General features: G+C 70.1%; 18 protein-coding genes and 2 pseudogenes. 11 read left to right on the top strand and 9 right to left on the bottom strand.

Going from position 1 to position 17144, the window contains the following annotated elements; genetic code table 11:
- Positions 1-573: 573 nt before the first annotated feature.
- Positions 574-1284 (top strand): hypothetical protein, encoded by a 711-nt coding sequence (locus F7Q99_RS29880; RefSeq protein ID WP_153467023.1) that lies wholly within the window; start codon positions 574-576, stop codon positions 1282-1284.
- Between the two features lie 11 nt (positions 1285-1295).
- Here F7Q99_RS29880 and F7Q99_RS40570 read toward each other — a convergent pair whose 3' ends face one another.
- On the bottom strand, positions 1296-1925 hold the full coding sequence (locus tag F7Q99_RS40570; protein WP_195911308.1) for a hypothetical protein: 630 nt from the start codon (positions 1923-1925) through the stop codon (positions 1296-1298).
- 65 nt (positions 1926-1990) lie between these two features.
- Here F7Q99_RS40570 and F7Q99_RS29875 point away from each other — a divergent pair, with 65 nt between their 5' ends.
- Complete coding sequence (locus F7Q99_RS29875) at positions 1991-2227, top strand: WhiB family transcriptional regulator (protein WP_153467022.1); 237 nt, start codon at positions 1991-1993, stop codon at positions 2225-2227.
- Between the two features lie 122 nt (positions 2228-2349).
- Positions 2350-3726 (top strand): IS1380 family transposase, encoded by a 1377-nt coding sequence (locus tag F7Q99_RS29870; protein ID WP_326846949.1) that lies wholly within the window; start codon positions 2350-2352, stop codon positions 3724-3726.
- A gap of 671 nt (positions 3727-4397) precedes the next feature.
- On the opposite strand, the gene F7Q99_RS29865 is transcribed toward F7Q99_RS29870, so the two are convergent.
- Positions 4398-5420 (bottom strand): ArsR/SmtB family transcription factor, encoded by a 1023-nt coding sequence (locus tag F7Q99_RS29865; protein ID WP_326847327.1) that lies wholly within the window; start codon positions 5418-5420, stop codon positions 4398-4400.
- Between the two features lie 102 nt (positions 5421-5522).
- Here F7Q99_RS29865 and F7Q99_RS29860 point away from each other — a divergent pair, with 102 nt between their 5' ends.
- The 4 genes and pseudogenes from F7Q99_RS29860 to F7Q99_RS43400 form a co-directional block, all read left to right on the top strand.
- The gene (locus F7Q99_RS29860) at positions 5523-6815 is read left to right on the top strand and encodes an MFS transporter (protein WP_153467021.1); all 1293 of its coding nucleotides are present in this window, start codon (positions 5523-5525) and stop codon (positions 6813-6815) included.
- A 352-nt stretch (positions 6816-7167) separates the two neighbouring features.
- Positions 7168-7458 carry a muconolactone Delta-isomerase family protein gene (locus F7Q99_RS29855; RefSeq protein ID WP_153467020.1) on the top strand — a complete coding sequence of 97 codons (291 nt, stop codon included), beginning with the start codon at positions 7168-7170 and terminating at the stop codon, positions 7456-7458.
- A 136-nt stretch (positions 7459-7594) separates the two neighbouring features.
- Positions 7595-7966 (top strand): nuclear transport factor 2 family protein, encoded by a 372-nt coding sequence (locus tag F7Q99_RS29850; protein ID WP_153467019.1) that lies wholly within the window; start codon positions 7595-7597, stop codon positions 7964-7966.
- Between the two features lie 2 nt (positions 7967-7968).
- Positions 7969-8109 (top strand): annotated as a pseudogene (locus F7Q99_RS43400) (IS5/IS1182 family transposase); the annotation flags it as partial.
- 477 nt (positions 8110-8586) lie between these two features.
- Here F7Q99_RS43400 and F7Q99_RS29840 read toward each other — a convergent pair.
- Together F7Q99_RS29840 and F7Q99_RS29835 are read right to left on the bottom strand one after the other, a co-directional pair.
- The gene (locus F7Q99_RS29840) at positions 8587-9051 is read right to left on the bottom strand and encodes a hypothetical protein (protein ID WP_153467018.1); all 465 of its coding nucleotides are present in this window, start codon (positions 9049-9051) and stop codon (positions 8587-8589) included.
- 151 nt (positions 9052-9202) lie between these two features.
- Positions 9203-9460, bottom strand: coding sequence for a hypothetical protein (locus tag F7Q99_RS29835; RefSeq protein WP_153467017.1), 258 nt, complete (start codon positions 9458-9460; stop codon positions 9203-9205).
- On the opposite strand from F7Q99_RS29835, the gene F7Q99_RS29830 reads away from it, so the two are divergent.
- The gene (locus F7Q99_RS29830) at positions 9444-9743 is read left to right on the top strand and encodes an alpha/beta hydrolase (protein ID WP_230210992.1); all 300 of its coding nucleotides are present in this window, start codon (positions 9444-9446) and stop codon (positions 9741-9743) included. The genes F7Q99_RS29835 and F7Q99_RS29830 overlap by 17 nt on opposite strands.
- A 79-nt stretch (positions 9744-9822) precedes the next feature.
- On the opposite strand, the gene F7Q99_RS29825 is transcribed toward F7Q99_RS29830, so the two are convergent.
- Complete coding sequence (locus F7Q99_RS29825) at positions 9823-10644, bottom strand: NAD(P)H-dependent flavin oxidoreductase (protein ID WP_326847326.1); 822 nt, start codon at positions 10642-10644, stop codon at positions 9823-9825.
- Between the two features lie 17 nt (positions 10645-10661).
- On the opposite strand from F7Q99_RS29825, the pseudogene F7Q99_RS29820 reads away from it, so the two are divergent.
- Positions 10662-10826 (top strand): annotated as a pseudogene (locus F7Q99_RS29820) (integrase core domain-containing protein); the annotation flags it as partial.
- 334 nt (positions 10827-11160) lie between these two features.
- Here the strand turns inward: F7Q99_RS29820 and F7Q99_RS29815 are convergent.
- Together F7Q99_RS29815 and F7Q99_RS29810 are read right to left on the bottom strand one after the other, a co-directional pair.
- Positions 11161-12492, bottom strand: coding sequence for a hypothetical protein (locus F7Q99_RS29815; protein WP_153467016.1), 1332 nt, complete (start codon positions 12490-12492; stop codon positions 11161-11163).
- A gap of 52 nt (positions 12493-12544) precedes the next feature.
- Positions 12545-13117 carry a hypothetical protein gene (locus F7Q99_RS29810; RefSeq protein ID WP_153467015.1) on the bottom strand — a complete coding sequence of 191 codons (573 nt, stop codon included), beginning with the start codon at positions 13115-13117 and terminating at the stop codon, positions 12545-12547.
- A 988-nt stretch (positions 13118-14105) separates the two neighbouring features.
- Here F7Q99_RS29810 and mscL point away from each other — a divergent pair.
- Positions 14106-14498, top strand: a complete 393-nt coding sequence (gene mscL, locus F7Q99_RS29805; RefSeq protein ID WP_326847325.1) for a large conductance mechanosensitive channel protein MscL — start codon at positions 14106-14108, stop codon at positions 14496-14498.
- A gap of 355 nt (positions 14499-14853) precedes the next feature.
- Here the strand turns inward: mscL and F7Q99_RS29800 are convergent, their stop codons facing one another.
- A complete protein-coding gene (locus F7Q99_RS29800; RefSeq protein WP_195911307.1) occupies positions 14854-15177 on the bottom strand; it encodes an ATP dependent DNA ligase in 324 nt (107 codons plus the stop codon).
- On the bottom strand, positions 15174-15398 hold the full coding sequence (locus tag F7Q99_RS29795; protein WP_195911306.1) for an ATP-dependent DNA ligase: 225 nt from the start codon (positions 15396-15398) through the stop codon (positions 15174-15176). The genes F7Q99_RS29800 and F7Q99_RS29795 overlap by 4 nt, the downstream gene beginning before the upstream one ends.
- Positions 15399-15694: 296 nt before the next feature.
- On the opposite strand from F7Q99_RS29795, the gene F7Q99_RS29790 reads away from it, so the two are divergent.
- On the top strand, positions 15695-17095 hold the full coding sequence (locus F7Q99_RS29790) for a site-specific integrase (RefSeq protein ID WP_230210991.1): 1401 nt from the start codon (positions 15695-15697) through the stop codon (positions 17093-17095).
- The last annotated feature ends 49 nt before the right edge of the window (positions 17096-17144 follow it).

Raw genomic sequence — 17144 nt, 5'->3', positions numbered from 1 at the left:
CGCGAAGGCGCGGACACACCGGCTCCTCGGGCTTACGCGGTAGTGGCGGGGCCTGCGAAGGCCGGTAGCCGCCTTCGCCGTCGGGCACGCGACAGTTGCCCCTGATCAGCCTTCGCTGAGTCGAGCCGGCAGAGTCAGTGCAGTCAACTGACCATGCACAGCAGCGCCTCACCGGCCGTCCTGGGCACGTCGTCAGATCGCCTCGGCTCCCGCTTTTGTGGTCTGCCGGTGGCTGTCGCGTCTGCTGTCGCGCCCCTGCCGCGTGGGGGCTGTCGCGTGCTGTGACCTGGGCGGACGAGTGCTTACCCCCGCGTGTGGTCCGGGCGCGACAGCTGGGCGCGACGCGAGGCGCGGCCGTCCGCGGGCCTGAAGATCTGTGAGGACTGCCTGGCATCCCACGCCGGGCCGGTGGCCTACATCGACTGCCCCTCGTGCACCGGCGGAGGGAGGCGGCCATCGGGTGAGTGCGGCCCTGGTTCGGCTCTTGTGCCCGTGTATGCCCGAGGACGTGAGAGCGCGGAAGGGCCTATGTGGGAGAGTACGTGGCGATCACGAATCCTGGGGGTGGGATCAGTGCGCACACGTCACTGCGCGGTGGTGGGGATTGTTCTGGCGGTTCTCGGCGTGCCGGCCTGCACGGCCGACCAGAAGGCCGGGCCAGAGGCCGCTGCGGCCTTCACCCCGGTACCCGCGCCCAAGAACCTGCGCGAGGGCCTGCTGACCCAGGAGCGGCTTCCCCGGGGGTTCCGGCTGAACAAGGTGGAGGTCGACCCGAGGTCGACCGCCGCTTCGGCCACGCCCGTCCCCATCGCCTCGCTTCGGTGCGACGAACTCGAGGTCGACTCCTTCATGACGACGCACGCCCCGCCCTTGGAGAACGTGGCGGTGGACCTGGAACGGACGCCGACCGGCGGCGAGGGCGACGGCTGGTTCGGCCGGGAACTGCTCGACCGCTACGCGCCCGGCCGAGCGAACGAGGTCATGGACGCCATCCGCGGTGCCGCGAAGCGCTGCGCCTCCTTCACCACCACACTCACGGACGGCACGAAGATCCGGGAGACCGCGTCCGTCACGCCAGCCGGGGTGCCGGCTGACGACAGTCTCCTGATCCACTTCACCTCGACCTTCCCCGGCCACTCGAAACCCTTCGAGAAGGTCACCGGTTTCGTCCGCCAGGGCGACGTGATCCTCGTGGTGCAGCACTCCTCCAGCCAGAAACCGTCCACGGACACCCAAGAGGTCCTCGCCGCCGCCGTGAAGTCGTATCGTTCCGCCGGCGGCTGACGCCGTGCGCCTCAGTCCTCCATCTCCGGGGCACCCCAGAGCGGGAACCAACGGGAACGGTCCGGCTCGACAGGAAGATCGTTCTTGAGCATGTCTGGAGATCTCGATCTCCAGAGGATTGTTCCGCTTCTCCTGCCCACGCTGTTTACACATCGGGTAGAAGGTGCCGCCGTGCGGCTGTCAGCGGCCAAGATCGTTTCCCCCTCCCGCACCGCGCCGGTCAGCGGCAGGTGCTCCAGGGCACCGGCAAGGGCACCGTCCATACGCCGGCGCACCGCCTCGTCGTGCTCGGTCGTCTCCGGGGCGGTCGTCTCCGGGAACGGATCGTCGGCTGCGGCGCGGCGGGTGAACTCCTCGATGCGGCCCTGGTGCAGGGCCGGGGCCCGCACCAGCAGGTCGCGCTGCAGGGCGGCGGCGGCCCGGCACCAGCGGGTGCGCTGGGCGTTGGTGAGGCGGGCGGGCGGGGGCGCGGTCACCGGGTCGAGGTCGGCCACGCGTTCCAGGTACCAGGCGCCCGCGGCCCGGGCCGCGGGCGCCGCCTCGCGCCCCAGGTGCGGGAGGCTGAGGATCCGCCAGTTCTCGACGAGGCGCTGCCGGTCGGCCCCGCCGGCGGGGCCCCGGGCCTGCCGGATCGCCTGCATCACGCGCAGGGGGGACTCGCTGGCCGTACGCCCGCCGCGACGACACCGCCCCGCGACGCGACTGGCTGGACCGCGCGGTGTGCAAGCAGGACCCCGAGCTGTTCTTTCCCATCGGCAACCGGGGGCCCGCCCTCCTGCAGATCGAGCAGGCCAAGGCGGTGTGCAACCGCTGCCCGGTGCGCCCCGAGTGCCTGCTGCGGGCGCTGAAGACCAGCCAGGAGACCGGCGTCTGGGGAGGCGTCAGCGCGGACGAACTGTGTGCCATACGCCGCCGCGCCGCCCGGGCCCGGCGCAAGGCCTAGCCTCGCGCTTTCACGAGCAGCGCTGTCCGAGGCGTGATCAAAAGAACGAGGAGTGCCGCTGACCTGGGACGATTGGACTTGTCTAGGGTCATGATCGTCATCAAGAAAGCTGCACTCCTCAGGTGAAGAAGCGTAGCGGGTTGTATCCGAGTGTCCGCGTCGAGGGCGATGGTCGCGGGGTGGTCTCGCAGTCCGGCGCCGTGCTGCTGGTCGAGACCGCCCGCAAGGCGGGGCTGGACGCGGCGCTGTCGGCGGCGCTGACGCCGTGGCGCAAGCAGCGGGCGGTTCATGATCCCGGCAAGATCCTTCTGGACGTCGCGCTCGCCGTGGCCCTGGGCGGGGACTGCCTGGCCGATATCGCGATGCTGCGGGCCGAGCCCGCCCTGTTCGGCCCGGTGGCCTCCGACCCGACCGTCTCCCGCCTGGTCGACACCCTGGCCATGGCCGGACCGCGAGCGCTCGCGGCGATCCGCCGGGCCAGGGCCGAAGTCCGCGAGCAGGTCTGGCGGTTGGCCGGCAACGCTGCCCCGGACGCGGGCGGCGAGGTGATCGTGGACATCGACGGGGTCCTGGTCCTGGCGCACTCCGAGAAAGAGCACGCCGCCAAGACCTGGAAGAAGACCTTCGGCCACCACCCGCTGTTCGCGTTCGTCGACCACGGACGCGATGGTTCCGGGGAACCGGTCGCCGGCCTGCTGAGACCGGGCAACGCGGGCAGCAACACCGCCGCCGACCACATCGAAGCGGCCCGTCTGGCGCTGGCCCAGTTGCCGAGGAAGCACCGGCGCGGACGCCGAACGCTGATCCGGACGGACTCCGGCGGGGGCACCCACAAGTTCCTCAACTGGCTCACCACACGCGGCCGATGGCTGTCCTACTCGGTCGGGATGACTATCACCGATGCGATCCACCAGGCCGTGCTCCTGGTCCCGGCCTCGACCTGGACGGCGGCCGTCGAGCCGGACGGCGAGGTCCGTGACGGCGCCTGGGTCGCGGAGCTCGCCGGTGACGTGCTCAAGGGCTGGCCGAAGGGGATGCGGCTGATCGTCCGCAAGGAACGGCCGCACCCCGGAGCCCAGTTGCGCTTCACCGACGCCGACGGAATGCGGCTGACCTGCTTCGCCACCAACACCGCCCACGCCCCGATCGCGCACCTGGAACTGCGGCACCGCCAGCGGGCCCGCGCCGAGGACCGCATCCGCGCCGCCCGTGACACCGGACTGCGCAACCTGCCCCTGCACGACGCCGCCCAGAACCAGGTCTGGCTGGAGATCGTCCAGATCGCGCTCGACCTACTGGCCTGGATGCCGATGCTCGCCCTGACCGGGTCCGCTCGCCGGTGGGAGCCCAAGCGCCTGCGGCTGCGGCTGTTCTCCGCCGCCGCCCAGCTGGTCACCACCGGCCGCCGCTGGCACCTCCGCCTCGCCCGCCACTGGCCCTGGACCGACCTGATCACAGACGCCTTCGCACGCCTGCAAGCCCTGCCGAACCCCGGCTGACCAGCGACAACACCCCGTCCCGACGAGCACCCGCCACTTTCCGGAGCCGTGGAACCCGGCGCCCACCCGACGCGACAGCCGGGCCCTCGCCATACCCGTCGGCAGAACACCCAGCCCAGCCAAGCAGAAACGGCCCGCCAGCCAGGCTGACGAGCCGTCATGCAAGATCGAGGCTAGAACGCGGGCGCCGCCAACGCCACCGCCACCGACCCCGGCCAAAGCGGGAAACACCAGCACCCGCCCACCCCCGCCCCCGCCCTCGCCAGGGCGTGAACGACGCCCGCCCGCTCGCACCCGCCCCTCGGCACGCGGGAAGTCCCCGACGACGTCCGGGACTTCCCGCACAGCCGCCACCTCGCGTCCCGCTGCCGCGCGACAGAGCCGCCGCCATCCCGGCACAGTCCATGACCGCCGCGGTGGGCAGGGGGCGAACGTCCTGTCCGTACGCGGAGCCGGTCGCGCAGGCAGTCGTGCACCCTCGTCCACACCCGACACGCCGTGCTCCGGACACGGACCGAACGTGCAGACAGCTGAAGATGGCACCACGAACTCCTGGCAGTTACGGCCTGATCTCAACAATCGACCGGACTACCAGGAGTTCTCCATGCTCTGGCGTGTCACCCCGCAAGCCAGTTCTCGGACAGGGCTCTCATCGACGCTTTTGCTGATCTTCATCGAGGAGAACTTCGGGCCGAAGGCACCTCCGCATCGTCACGCCGTGCGTCCGCAGCAGCCAGCAGGACTTCCGCCGCCTCGGTGCGGACGTAGAGCACGTACCGGCCGCTGCGGTGTGCGTCGACCAGGCCGGCGAAGCGGAGAGCGGTCAGGTGCTGGGAGACTCCGCCGGCGGTGATCCCGGTACGGCGGGCCAGGTCGGTCGTCGAGGTGGGTGTGTCGAGTTCTGCCAGCAGGCGGGCCCTGGACCGGCCGATGACGGCTGCCAGGGCCTGTGGGAGGGCGGACCGCCGTTCCCAGAGCGTGGCCACGCCGCGCGGCGGATAGCGCAAAGTGGGTTGCCAGTTCGGGCTGATGACGGAGAAGACCCGGGGCCAGACGAATACCGACGGAACGAGCAGCAGCCCGCGCCCGCCGAGTTGTCGACTGCCACGAGCGTAGTGGTGCCCGACGTACAGGGTGTCGTCGTCCCAGGTGACGCTGGACGCCAGGTCGCCCAGCAGTTGGTCCGCTCCGTGCTCGGCGAACAGTCTGGCCCGGTGCAGCACGTCACCCTCCAGGAGGGAGCGCATCCGGGGCCAGTAGGGCGCGAGGGCGATCTCCCAGTACGACTCCACGATGTCGGCGAGTTCGGCGAGACCGCGGCGTGGATCGCCGCGCAGCCGGTCGATCCGCTCGGAACGTGGCGCGCGTGGACCGCTGAGGCCGGAGCGGACCTGCTCGGGTGGCGTCGCGCGCAGAACGGCGAGCTCAAGTCCAAGATCGGCGACCGAGGTTGTCGGTGGCGGCGCGATGAAGACCGGTATAGCGCCGGGCGGTTCCGGGACCAGATCGGCGAGCAGGCGCCAGTCCAGCCCCGAGACGGCCAACCGGCGGCCGACCTCGTCGCTCCACGGGCGGTGCAGCGGGTGCTCGGCCGGGCGCTTCAGCATCCTGACACTGGCCACCACCTCCCACAGCGGCGACAGGGCGAACCTCGTGCGGGCCAGATCGCGGACGGAGAACGCCAGGTCCAGCACGGTGCAGCCCTTCTGCGGAGGAAGACCCTGCGGTCAACGGGTCAGGATTCAGTACAGCCTAAATTCCTCGCCCGCCGGGCGGCGCCGCAGGAACCTCGCTCCATGACCAGCACTGATCTCGCCCGCGGGCCGGACACGGCCACTCCCACCCCCGATCCGCATCCCTCGGTCCTGCGAAACCCGGACTTTCGCCTGCTCATCGGCGCGGCCACGGTGAGCAAGCTCGGCACCGCAGTGAGTTCCCTGGCGGTACCGCTGACCGCCGTCCTGGCCCTGCACAGCTCGGCCGGACAGGTCGGCCTGCTGGCGATGCTGAGCACCCTCGCCTTCCTGCTGATCGGCCTGCCGGCCGGAGCCTGGGTGGACCGGATCCGCAGGCGGCCCGTGATGATCACCGCCGACCTGGTCAGGGCCGCGCTCCTCGGGTCGGTGCCAGCCGCCTGGCTGCTCGGTTGCCTAACGATCCAACAGCTCTATCTGGTGGTCCTGCTGACGGGCGCGGCCACGGTCTTCTTCGACGTGGCCACGCTGAGCCAACTGCCCGAACTGGTGGGTCGGGACCAGCTCACCCAGGCCAACGCCCACCTGGTGACGGTGGACGCCCTCACCCTGGTCGGCGGGCGCAGCGCGGGCGGCTTCCTGGTGGCACTGCTGTCCGCCCCGACAGCGGTCGTGGTCGACGCGGCCAGTTACCTGTGGTCGGCAATCCTCCTGCTGCGCATCCGCCGACCGGAGCCGCGCCCGCAGCACCGGCGCGACACCCGCCTCAGCGGCGATATCCGGGAGGGTCTGCGCTTCGTGTTCAGCCACCCGACCCTTCGGGCCATCGCGCTCGCCGGCGCCTGCACCAACCTGTCCATCCAGCTCTGCCAGACCATGCTGCCGGTGCTGTTCGTCCGTGAACTCGGCCTCTCCGACGGCATCATCGGCCTGTTCTTCGCAGCCGGTGGTGTCGGCGTGTTCATCGGTTCGCAGTCGGCCCGCCCGCTCGCCCGACGACTCGGCGCAGGTCGGGTGCTGTGGCTGATGGGCCTGGCCGTCGCGCCGTTCGGCGTCCTGCTGGCGCTGGCCGATCGCGGGCCGGCCCTCTGGCTCGCAGGGGCTGCCTGGCTGATCACCATGTGCAAGGTCGGCATCGACAACGTGCTCAAGGTCAGCTTCCGCCAGAGCGTGACACCGGACCACCTGCTCGGCCGGATGAACGCCACCATGCGGGTCCTGCTGACCGGCTCACTCGCGATCGGCGCCGCCCTGGCCGGTCTACTGGGCGAACTCGCCTCCGTCCGAACCGCCCTGTGGGTCGGCGCGGCCGGGCTCGCAATCGTCTGGGTACCGATCTTCTTCTCACCGCTGCGCGCCCAACGCGAACTGCCCGGCGCCGGCGCTCCGCGGTGAACCGATGACCACGACGAAAGAGCCGCCCCGAGGCCGATCGGGACGGCGCTCCGACTGTGGGCCCGTCCGTGACCGAGCTCTCGGACGGGCTCATAGTTCAGTCAACGAGCCTTCAAACGGCTGGCTGCCCTGAACTACTAACTGCGGTTGCAGTACTAAGGGTGGTGCGGGTGCCCAGGTCGCGGACGGCGGCGCTGCCGCCGGCGGCGTGGGCGTCCGCGACGTCCTGCAGATTCCAGGCGTCGCGCCGACCGGACCTCTCGGCGCGCCGCGCCCGCACATGATCACCGACACGCCGGGACCGGCGTTAGTGTCTTCAGTGTCGGGCACGACGTCATAAGGAGAGCCACTCATGGAGTTCCTGGTCGACATGGTGACCAGTGTGCCGGAGGGCACTTCCGAGGAGGCCGTGGCGGAGATCCGAGCCAGAGAGGCGGCCCGGGCCCGGGAACTGGCCGCGCAGGGAAGGTTGCTGCGGCTGTGGCGTCCGCCGCTCGCCCCCGGCGAATGGCGCACCTGGGGCCTGTTCAGCGCGGACGACGCGGAGCACTTGGAGCAGGTGCTTGCGTCGATGCCGCTGCGAGTGTGGCGGCACGACACGGTAACTGCGCTGTCCCCGCACCCGAGTGACCCCGGGCTCTAGGAGTAGCCGTCCCGGTTGCGCGGATCGGTGGTGGGCAGCCGGGCGGTTTCGTCACCCAGACGTTCGGGAGCCTCGAGCGTGCGCATCTGCGGTCCCTGGCAGTTCTGATCCCCGATCGCACCCGAGGAGAATCCCGATGAACAGCACGACAGACGCCGAAGCGATCCTGCGCGGCGTCCTCGACCAGTGGAAAGCGGCCGTCGACGCGCACGAACCGGCGCTGGTCGCCTCCCACTTCACCCAGGACGCGATCTTCCAGGGACTGCACCCGTACAGCGTCGGCCGGAAAGGCGTCGCCGACTACTACGATTCCCAGCCCCTCGGGATGACGACCGCGTATCGCATTCTCGAAACCAGGCGGCTCGCCGACGACCTCGTGCTCGGTTACCTGAGTGTCGACTTCTCGTTCACCGACCGGCCGACGCTAGGCGTCAATCTCAGCGTGCTGGTACAGCGCGCGCACGACGACTGGTACATCAGCCACTACCAGGTCTCCCGCATCGACTAGTCGTGGGGCGGGGAGATCTGACGAACGACGAGTGGGTGCGGCTTGAGCCGCATCTGCCGAAGTCCGGTGCTCGGGGCGGACGATGGTGCGACCACCGTCGGGTGATCAACGGGATCCTCGGCTGTCCCACTCGTAGGAGGCCCACTCTCCGGCCGACACCTTCACCTGCTGGGCCACGTACTCCACCGCAGCCCCGGCACATCCTCCGGACCTTCCGGGAAGCGGGCTCGACCTCGAAGAACTTCAGCAGCAGCGCGAAGCCCAGCCGGTTCGCCCCGGACTTGTTCCGCAGCCGCTTTATGTCCTCTTCCAGCAGCGTCCAGACGGAGATCAGCTCCTCCGGCTCCCACTCCTGCTGCACGACCAGGCCCTTCCCTTCGGCATCGACCACTCCGGCGTGATCAAGATGCCGACGCCCAGCCGGGCTGGGACGGGAACACCGAAACCCGAGACAACACGCCGTCACATCGGCGACAGAGAGCTACTTGTCACTTCGCCGTAGCTACCCGAGCGCAGGGCCGTGAGCCCTGCGGGTTCAGGGAAACTGAAGGCTCTTCAGTGGGAACCCGCGGGTCGAACGCTGTGCTCTGCGGGGGTCGACCCCCGAGTTCCGTGCCAACTCACGGCGAGGCGTCCTGGCGCGTGGGCGTCGCTGCCTCGCGGAGATGCTCCTCAACTGGACCCAGGTGCTGGTCATGGGCCAGGACGATTTCGTCCGCGAGGTTGAGGATGCGGATGGCGCCGTTGGGGAACTGGACGGTGATGCCGACGGCGAAGTCGTAGTCGCCGTTCTGGTAGCGGATCTCTCGGAACGCGAGGATCTGCTGGCCGATGAACCGGGTCATGGGGAAGTCGGGCGGGTCTTCCTCGACCGTGGTGTGGCCGTATTCGTCCATGTCGTAGGGGCCGTGGGGCTGGTCGATCTCCATGGACAACCCGTCACCCGGTGTGTGGAACCGGACGGGGCCGAGGCTGTCCATGTGTAGCCACATCTGCAGGAGGGAGGGCTCGGTGTCCTGGTAGTGGTGCCAGGACGTCGTCACCTGCAGTAGGCGTTTGCCGACAAGGTCCTCAGCGTTGATCATCCCCTGATGCTTTCATGGCGTTCAACGACTCGGTACTGGTTTCCAGGAGGCGCCGGGCCGAGTCCGCGTAGCGGATGGCGGTCTTCTCGTCGATGCCGAAGACGAGGGCGAGGTGGAGCGGGTCGGGTCCGTGGGTGAGGGCTTCTTCGAGCTAGCGGTCGACGCGGAGCCGTTCGAGGGTGGCGGTGAGGTTGCGGGTGGCCCGGGTGGTCCAGAGCTTGTCGGCGGGGCCGAGTTCGACGGCGGTCTTCTGGGAGATCAGCAGGTGGGGGTTGGCGGTGTTCGGCCAGCGGGTTCGGCGGTAGTCGAGCCAGTCCAGCAGGGCCCGGTGGGTCAGGTCGTCGAGCGGGCGGACGTGGCCGCCCACCGTGATGCGCCGGTTGCCGAGCTCGATGTCGTCCAACCGCATCGTGCGGATCATCTTCGGCCGTGCCGCGTGGACGGTCAGTGACATCCCGACCCTCGTCCTGTCCGGCGGCTTCGACGCCCAGATCGCGCCCAGCAGCGGACCGTACGCCGCCCGGACGCTGAGCCGCTCCACCGAGGTCACCGTCCCGTACGTCGCCCACGTGGTCCTTGCCGGCTCCGCGTGCGCGCAGTCGATCACCACCTCGTTCTTCGACACCCCGACGAGCCCGGACACGGGTTGCCTCGCGGGTCTCCAACCGCCGGCGTTCGAGATCGCCCCGTAGCCGAAGCACCCACCGACCGCGGCGGGATCGCCTTCGTGGGTCAGGGGCCCGCAGGGCGCCGGCACCGCGCCGGGGCCGGTCACCGGGCGGCGGCGAGACGGGTGAGGGTGTCGGCGGCGGGTTCGGTGCGGGCCAGGCGGTGGCCGGTGCCGGCCCACAGGTGGATCAGGTCGGTGTCGCCGGCGGCGCCGGCGGCCCTGCGCAGCGGGGCGGTGAGGTGGTGGACCGCCGGGTAGCCGAGCGGGGCGAGCGGTTCGTAGGTGTCGGTGAAGCGGTTGCGCAGGGCGCGGGCGGGGCGGCCGGTGAAGGCGCGGGTCAGCACGGTGCCGGTGAACGCCAGGTCGGCCAGGGCGGCCTTGTGCGGTGCGGAGGCGCCGCTCTCGTGGGTGCGGAGCAAGGCGGTGCCGGCCATGACGGCGTACGCGCCGGCCCGCAGCGCGGCGGCGGTGTCGGCGGGGGTGGCGATGCCGCCGGTGGCGATCAGCGGCAGGGGGACGGCGTGCCGGACGTCGCTCACCAGGTCGGGAAGGGGGATCGTGGCGAGGGGCCGGGCGGGTGCGAGGGTCGCGGAGTGTCCGCCGGCCGCCGGGGCCTGGACGACCAGCAGGTCGGCGCCGGTCTCGGCGGCGGCGAGGGCCTCGGCGGGGGTGGTGACGGACCGGGCGACCAGGCTGACCGCGTCCTGGAGGGCCCGGACGGTGTCGGGGTGCGGCAGGCCGAAGACCAACGGGACGGGGGCCCGGAGGAGCAGGTCGAGCTTGTCCGCCCAGGCGTCGTCGTCCTCCGTCACGGTGTCGGCGGGGAGGGCGACGTGGTGGCGGTCGGCCTCCGGCTGGAGGACGCGGGCGTAGGCGTGGTAGGCGTCCGGCGCGACGGGGACGGGATTGGGGGCGAACAGCACTCGCCGAGTCCTTCTTCGCCACCCTCAAACGGGAGCTGCTCGGCGACCGCCCCTGGCCCAGCCGCGCCGCAGCACGGACCGCGATCTTCGAGTGGATCGAAGCCTGGTACAACATACGCAGGCTGCACAGCAGCCTCGGCTACCGCAGTCCCGCCGAATACGAGACTGTCCTGGCAGCCTGATCACCACACCGATGGTGTCCGTCCAAGCGGAGCAAGCTCAGTGCCGAGCACAGACGTCATGTGCCGGGATCCTACTGTCAGTGACGGACGGCCGTTCGAAGACAACCCAGACTGGTGATCGAGCAGGCGAGTGTTAGCAGGTCCCGATGGATGTCGGCCGCCGCTCGTAGTGGGTCCGCAAGTGTTGAGAATCGAGCTCATCTCCAGGCCGAGGCCGTCAGCGGCGCGGCGGCGAGTCGAACTCCTGCGGCAGGTTCGCGCAGGCCGGTTGACGGCGTCCTGGGCTGGCGGCAGCCGGCAGAGCCGTGGACCGCACGGGACTACGGGCGCGCGCTCAGTGGTGGAAGACCTGCGCGGCGGTGTCCAGCCAGTACCAGTTGACCGGGGCGTACTGCTTCTTCAGCGCGAGGCGCCCGGAAGCGTAGCCCTTGAGCGCGGTCTCGACGGCGGCGGGCAGGATGTCGAGGTCCTCCGGCACCGGTACGCGGAGCAGCACGTTTTGCTTGCGGTGGGCGAGGAGGATTTCGCCGGCCGGGGTGCACTCCAGCAGCTCGAAGTTCTTCAGAGGCTTGTAGGGCTTGTCCGCGGTGGACATCCGGGAGCGCAGCTGACCGTCGGCGCTCCAGGCGAAGAAGCCGTAGCGGTTGAGGTGGAAGGCCCGGCCGCGGTGCGGGTCCGCCACGACCGTGAAGTCGAAGCCGGTGAACGGGCTGTCGTCGTACCGGTGCAAGCCCTCCAGACGGCCGCGCAGGGCGCCCTGGTCGTCGAGGAGCGCGAAGCTGAATTCCTGGCCCCGGTTGGTCGATCGGTAGATCTGGCCGAAGACCGGGATGACGAAGAGGTCATCGCCGAGGGCCGCCGGCCGGGTCATCTTGCAGTCTTCGTACCCGTACAGGCTGCCGGAGGTCCCGGTCAGCTCCGACAGGAGGTCGGTCAGTGTGGGTGACGGTCGGTTGTCCCGCCATACCGGCGCGTCACCATAGACGACGTGAGGGTTCTGGTCGGCGTCGGTCTGGCGGTCGGTCTTCGCGTGGAGGCTTGCGATGGCCCGCAGGGTGGCTTTGGAGCCGGGCGCGAGCGTGCTACCGGGATCGGAGACGGCGACGATGTTGAGGTTCGAGTCGGCCCAGTTGCTGAGCCCGTACTCCGATGTCATGCACAGGAGTCGGCCGGAGGGTGTGACGGTGATCGAGGCGGCGAAGGGGTCGCCTGTCCTCGCCTTCGTCTCCTCAAAGCCCCAGGGCATCGGCCACGTGGCCAGGACCTGGCTCAGGTCGGACGAGAACAGGTGGGTGCTACCGGGCCGCAGACTGAGGGCGATCGTCCCGTCCGGAAGGACCGCCAGGGTGTCGCCGTCCCCGTCCGGGATGATCGCCGACGGGGTGCCGTCCGGCCGGGGATGTCCGAACAAGGCGGTGGCGACGGGCGTTCCGTCGGGGGTGTAGCGGGTGATCGACCGGCAGCTGAGCTGGCAGTAGGTGGGGTCGGTTGGATCGCCCTTGCCCTGCCATGTGCGCCACACGGTGGAGACCACATAGGTGTCGCCGTCCGGAGTGGCCACGGCGTGCCTGGGGGTGAACGCCCAGCCGCCGACAGCCGGGTCGAGACCGTGGGCCTCGGCCAGCGACGCGGGCACCGTCAGAGGGAGGGTGAGTATCCGGTTCATGGTCGGAAATTCTGCACACGCCCACCGACAGCAACAGTCAGGTGGGACCAGCTCATTTCGTCGGTTGGTCGGGGTGCAGCTGGAAGCGGCGGCCCCACGGGCTCCGACGGGCGCCGGTGACGGGGCGCCGGGAGGGCGGACGGTGGCGTGGCGACGGCCGGCGCGGGCCGAGCCGTCCTTCGTGTGAGCCAGTCACGCAGGCGGCCGAGATCAGCAGCTGTGTCAGGGCGGGTTCGCGGGCCACCGCGGGGGCTCGCTGCCAGGTTTCCCGGGCGGCGGCAACGCCCTCGGTGCGGTGGACCGCCATCGTGGAGAGCACCTGGGACGTCACCGAATCCGCCGTCCGCGCCACCTGCCGCAGGCGCTCGACGCCCTGGTGCTCCCCGAGCCCGTAGACCGGCCTGGTCGCCAGGAGACCCAGGAGGAGCAGTGCTGCCTCCCAGAGCGCGTCGTTGCCGCGGCGCGAGAGCTCGGCGGCCAGGTCCCGGCTGGCGGCCGGTGCACCGGTGCGCACTGGGGCGTCGAGGGCGTATTCGACGAGGTCCTCGATGGTGGCGTTCTGGGGGAGCGTGTCGGCCAGGCCGGGGAAGGCTCCGTCCGGGGTGGGGCGGTCGTTGGAGGTCATCCCGTCGACCGTACAGGGCTGGGCGCGCTCGGGTATTCGCCGTCAGCCCCTGGCTGCCGACCGGTTGGGCCGACCACCTGGCCAGCTTCTTCGATACCGTCACCGGAGCCTGACCAGCTCGTTGTGCCCGGCATGATGGACGACCACTCGCCAGCAGGCCGCCGTCCTGGCTCAGCCCGACACCGGCGCGCGGCTCCGCCCGGTCGGCATCAGCCTCCCGCTCACGCCCGCTCTGCGAGCGGAACTCGCGCCGCTCCTCCGGCTGGCGCACGACGGCCTGGCCGAGCTCCCCGGCACCGTCGGGGGCCTGCCCGGCAGCCTGCCGATCCGCTACCTGCCGGTCGAGCCCGACATCGTGGTCAGGCGATCCTCGTGGACGAGGTCCGGCCCGAGTTCGGCCGCTACCGGCACCATCCGTGCGTCGTCCGCGTCCGGGCCGAATTGCATCCGATGCAACTCACGCCAGCGCCTGACCCAGACGAAACCGCAGGTCGTCAACCTGACGACGACTCGGATGACGCCCGCTGACTTACTGCTTCTCGGCCAGGTCCAACATGACGTCACAATGGCCCCGTCCGGTCTGGACATGGGTGCGGAATGCGCGGACCTCTGGAAAGTGCCGGCCTCGAACGACACGGCGGCACGAGGCGGCCGCCGAACCGTCGCCCGACTGGTTCGCCGCCTGCGCGGCGGCCGAGGAGGCAGTGCTCCGGCGGTTTGCGTGAGCTGGCCCGGCCTGCCCACAGAACTTATCGAGCCACTCGCGCAGGACGACGAGGAGCGCCCGTCTTCGCACACCTCACCACCGCCGCGAACCCGTGAGCGCCACAGGCGCGCCGCCGCACTGCGCATCGACCCATCACGAGCGACGAATGTCCGCCCCATGCCGGCCGATAGAGCGCCCCGCCACCCGGGCGGCCCGCCTGCCGTGCAGGAGCCTGCCCGGCGCCACAGACTCGGAGAAGGTACGGCTTCGAGGAGGCTGCGGGTGCTGCACGGGTTCAAGAAGTTCATCATGCGCGGGAACGTGATCGACCTGGCCGTCGCCTTCGTCATGGGCGCCGCGTTCGTCGCCGTGATGAACAGCCTGGTAAGTGACCTGCTGACCCCCTTGATCGCGGCCATCTTCGGCAAGCAGGACTTCTCGGCGCTCACCTTCACGGTCAACGGAAGTGTCTTCCGCTACGGCGCGTTCATCAACGCACTGATCTCGTTCGTCTTGATCGCCACCGCGCTGTACTTTTTCGTCGTCGCACCGCTCAACGCCGTCGCCGATCGCCGCCGCCGCAAGGCCGGTCTCCCCGTCCTGGACGAACCGCCGACCGAACTCGAGCTGCTGACCCAGATGCGGGACCTGCTCCGCGAAGCGCCGCGTCGCTGAACCCTCCGTGACGAAGCCTTCCAGGGCAGGCCGATAAACAAATTCAGGACAGTTCATCCTGGCGAGCCGAAGTCAGTAGCATCGCAATATTGAATGCTGCTCACGAAAGAACGTATATGGCCAATAGGCAATGTGTCTTCTCGTTGGCTTCCTAACTCCGCAATGCGCCTTGATGCGGGGTCGGCGCAATCATCTACTTGGGTACTGCCCCTGCAGTGCCAGCGCACTCAACTCCTGGCGGCTGTTGTTACCGTCCGTCGACCGTGTGGATTCCCGGGTTGCGTAGAGTCACCGCATATGGGCGATTGTTTGTAGAGAACTCATCCACAGTGGCCGCGTTTTGAGCTAGTTGTGATCAGCCACGCAGCCCCCGCCACACGGGTTGCCGGAGCCGGCCGGCGTCGGTGAGCTCCAGGAATTCGACCTCGGCATGCAGCTCGGGGCGGGTGAATCGGACCTCGGTGCCGCGTGGCAGCCCCAGCCCGACACCAGCGGTGAAGGGCGACACCGGTGAGGCGATGCGGCGCAGCGCGGCCGCCAGGGCGCGCCGCTCCGGTCCGGCGAAGCCGCTGCCGACCGAGCCGACGAAGAGCAGACGGCCGCCTTCGGCGGGCACGCCCACCAGGACGGCCCGCACCGTTGCGTTGCGGGGGCCGCCGGGCAGCCAGCCGCCGATCACGACGTCTGCACTCGCAGGTGCTTGATCTTGATCCAGTCCCGGGAGCGCGTGCCCGGTCGGTACAGGGAGTCCGCGCGCTTGGCGATCACGCCCTCCAGCCGGTGCTCCCGCGTCCACGCGTACGCCTCGCTTGCTGAGTCCCAGGCTGGCGGCACTCGAAGCCGCGGCCGCTCCAGGTCGAGGTCTTCCAGCATTGTGCGCCGCTGGCTCCTGGCCGGCATCGTCACCGCCTGGCGCCCGCTCACCCAGGGCCGTGGTGCGCGCGGGTCATCTGGGGCCCACCCCTCACCCAGGAGTGGATCATCTATTCCCTGTTGGATGAGCGTGTTGAAGCTGATCCACGGGAGTTGCGTTGGCCGAGTGGCGAGTCTTCTGGGTGCCGCAAGCAGAGGTCCAGCCTGTTGTCGGGAAGGCCGTGCTGGAGGGCTGGGAGGACCTGGCGGAACGCCAGAGACGTGTAGGTGTTCGCCCGGGAGATCCGATCTTCGTCGCACCCGACTACCGGGTGGATGGGCTGTTGAGTCTGTACGTCCAGAGCGGGGCGTTTCGCCGTCATACGCCGGAGACCAAGCGCAACTACGCGACGGACATCTGCCTGTTCCTTGCCTTCCTGTGGGCGCGAGGCCTCGCCTGGACGCAGGCGGTAGAGCGGGACCTTGAGGACTTCGAGCACTGGCGGCGGTTCGCCGCGGAGAATCCCCGGCTCATCGGCGGGTCGAAGTGGAACCGTGAGCTGGCCGCCCTGGTCGGCCTGTACGCGTGGGCCGCCAGGGCGGGCCACGTCCCAAGAAGTCCCGTCGGTACCCGGCAGGTGCTCGGGCCGTACGGTGCCGTGGTGTCGGCGCCGGTGGCGAGGGCGAAGGATGCGCGTCGCAGCAACGTTCACTGGCTGACCCCGAGGGCGTTTCGCCGGTGGGTCGAGGTCGGGCTGCGTGGCCAGGGTGGGGGCGGACTCCCGTTGCCCGGGTGGTGCGGCCGGTTGGAGGACCGGAACGTCGCCTTCGTCGATCTGCTGTATTCGTCGGGGATGCGGCGGAGCGAGGCCGGGTCGCTCCTCCTGTTCGAGGTGCCGCGGCTGCGGTTGGAGGGCGGCCGGTACTGCGTGGGGCGGATCGCGGCGGCGGTGACGCGTTCGAAGAAGGCGCGGACCTTCTACGTCGCGGCCGGTGTCGTCGGAGAGATCGAGACGTACGTGGACTCCTCACGCGCTCTGGCCGTCCGCAGGGCTCAGCGGGCTGGCCGCTACGAGGACTTGCCGCGGCTTCGGGTTGTCACGGACGTCGCGGGCGGGGTGAGGCCGACGGTGCGATGGCTGGACCACAACGGTGCCGCGGGCGAGCGCAGGCTCACGGATCTCACGGTCGCGGACCGGATGGCGCTGTACACCGAGGGCCCGCACGGTCTGGAGCCGTTGTGGCTGTGGCTGAACGAGCGCGGCCTGCCGCTCGCGGTGGACTCCTGGGAGGGCGTCTTTCGCACGGCCAACGACCGTTGCCGCCAGGTGCTCACCCCGGCGGGCGGCCCTTTCCCGGACCCGCACCGGGTGTACGCGCCGTATGCGACCGCGCACGCGTGCCGCAACAGTTTCGCGCTGTTCATGCTGGTCGTGCTGAACCACCTCATGGACCGCAGGTTCGGCCTCACTCCGGAGGAACGGCGCGACTTCCGGCTGCTGTACGGCGACCCCTGGCGCATGGTGCAGGATCTGCTGGGGCACGCCAGCCGCGAGACGACCTGCGACCTCTACCTCGCGCCGGTGGCCGACCTGCAACTGCGGGCCCTGCTGGCGGCGGCTCCGGACGCCAGCGAGCCGGGGCTGGCCTCGTTGGACGGGGTGTTCGCGCGCCTGGCCCGGGAGAGCGAGGGTATCCAGGACGTCGACGATCTGATGATGCCCGCCGTCGGCGGGGCGGCGTGAGCGGCCGCGGGCGCCGGGCCGCCCTCCCCGAGACGGTTCACCACCGGCC

Origin of the sequence: Streptomyces kaniharaensis (assembly GCF_009569385.1) — a bacterium.
GTDB lineage: Bacteria > Actinomycetota > Actinomycetes > Streptomycetales > Streptomycetaceae > Kitasatospora > Kitasatospora kaniharaensis.
This window is presented reverse-complemented; position numbering and strand designations above follow the sequence as displayed.

Coding starts and splice junctions, on each gene's coding strand:
- F7Q99_RS40570 (WP_195911308.1), bottom strand. CDS start 1,925: ATGCAGGCGATCCGGCAGGCCCGGGGCCCCGCCGGCGGGGCCGACCGG.
- F7Q99_RS29860 (WP_153467021.1), top strand. CDS start 5,523: ATGACCAGCACTGATCTCGCCCGCGGGCCGGACACGGCCACTCCCACC.
- F7Q99_RS29855 (WP_153467020.1), top strand. CDS start 7,168: ATGGAGTTCCTGGTCGACATGGTGACCAGTGTGCCGGAGGGCACTTCC.
- F7Q99_RS29850 (WP_153467019.1), top strand. CDS start 7,595: ATGAACAGCACGACAGACGCCGAAGCGATCCTGCGCGGCGTCCTCGAC.
- F7Q99_RS29840 (WP_153467018.1), bottom strand. CDS start 9,051: ATGATCAACGCTGAGGACCTTGTCGGCAAACGCCTACTGCAGGTGACG.
- F7Q99_RS29830 (WP_230210992.1), top strand. CDS start 9,444: ATGTCGTCCAACCGCATCGTGCGGATCATCTTCGGCCGTGCCGCGTGG.
- F7Q99_RS29835 (WP_153467017.1), bottom strand. CDS start 9,460: ATGCGGTTGGACGACATCGAGCTCGGCAACCGGCGCATCACGGTGGGC.
- F7Q99_RS29815 (WP_153467016.1), bottom strand. CDS start 12,492: ATGAACCGGATACTCACCCTCCCTCTGACGGTGCCCGCGTCGCTGGCC.
- F7Q99_RS29810 (WP_153467015.1), bottom strand. CDS start 13,117: ATGACCTCCAACGACCGCCCCACCCCGGACGGAGCCTTCCCCGGCCTG.
- F7Q99_RS29795 (WP_195911306.1), bottom strand. CDS start 15,398: ATGCCGGCCAGGAGCCAGCGGCGCACAATGCTGGAAGACCTCGACCTG.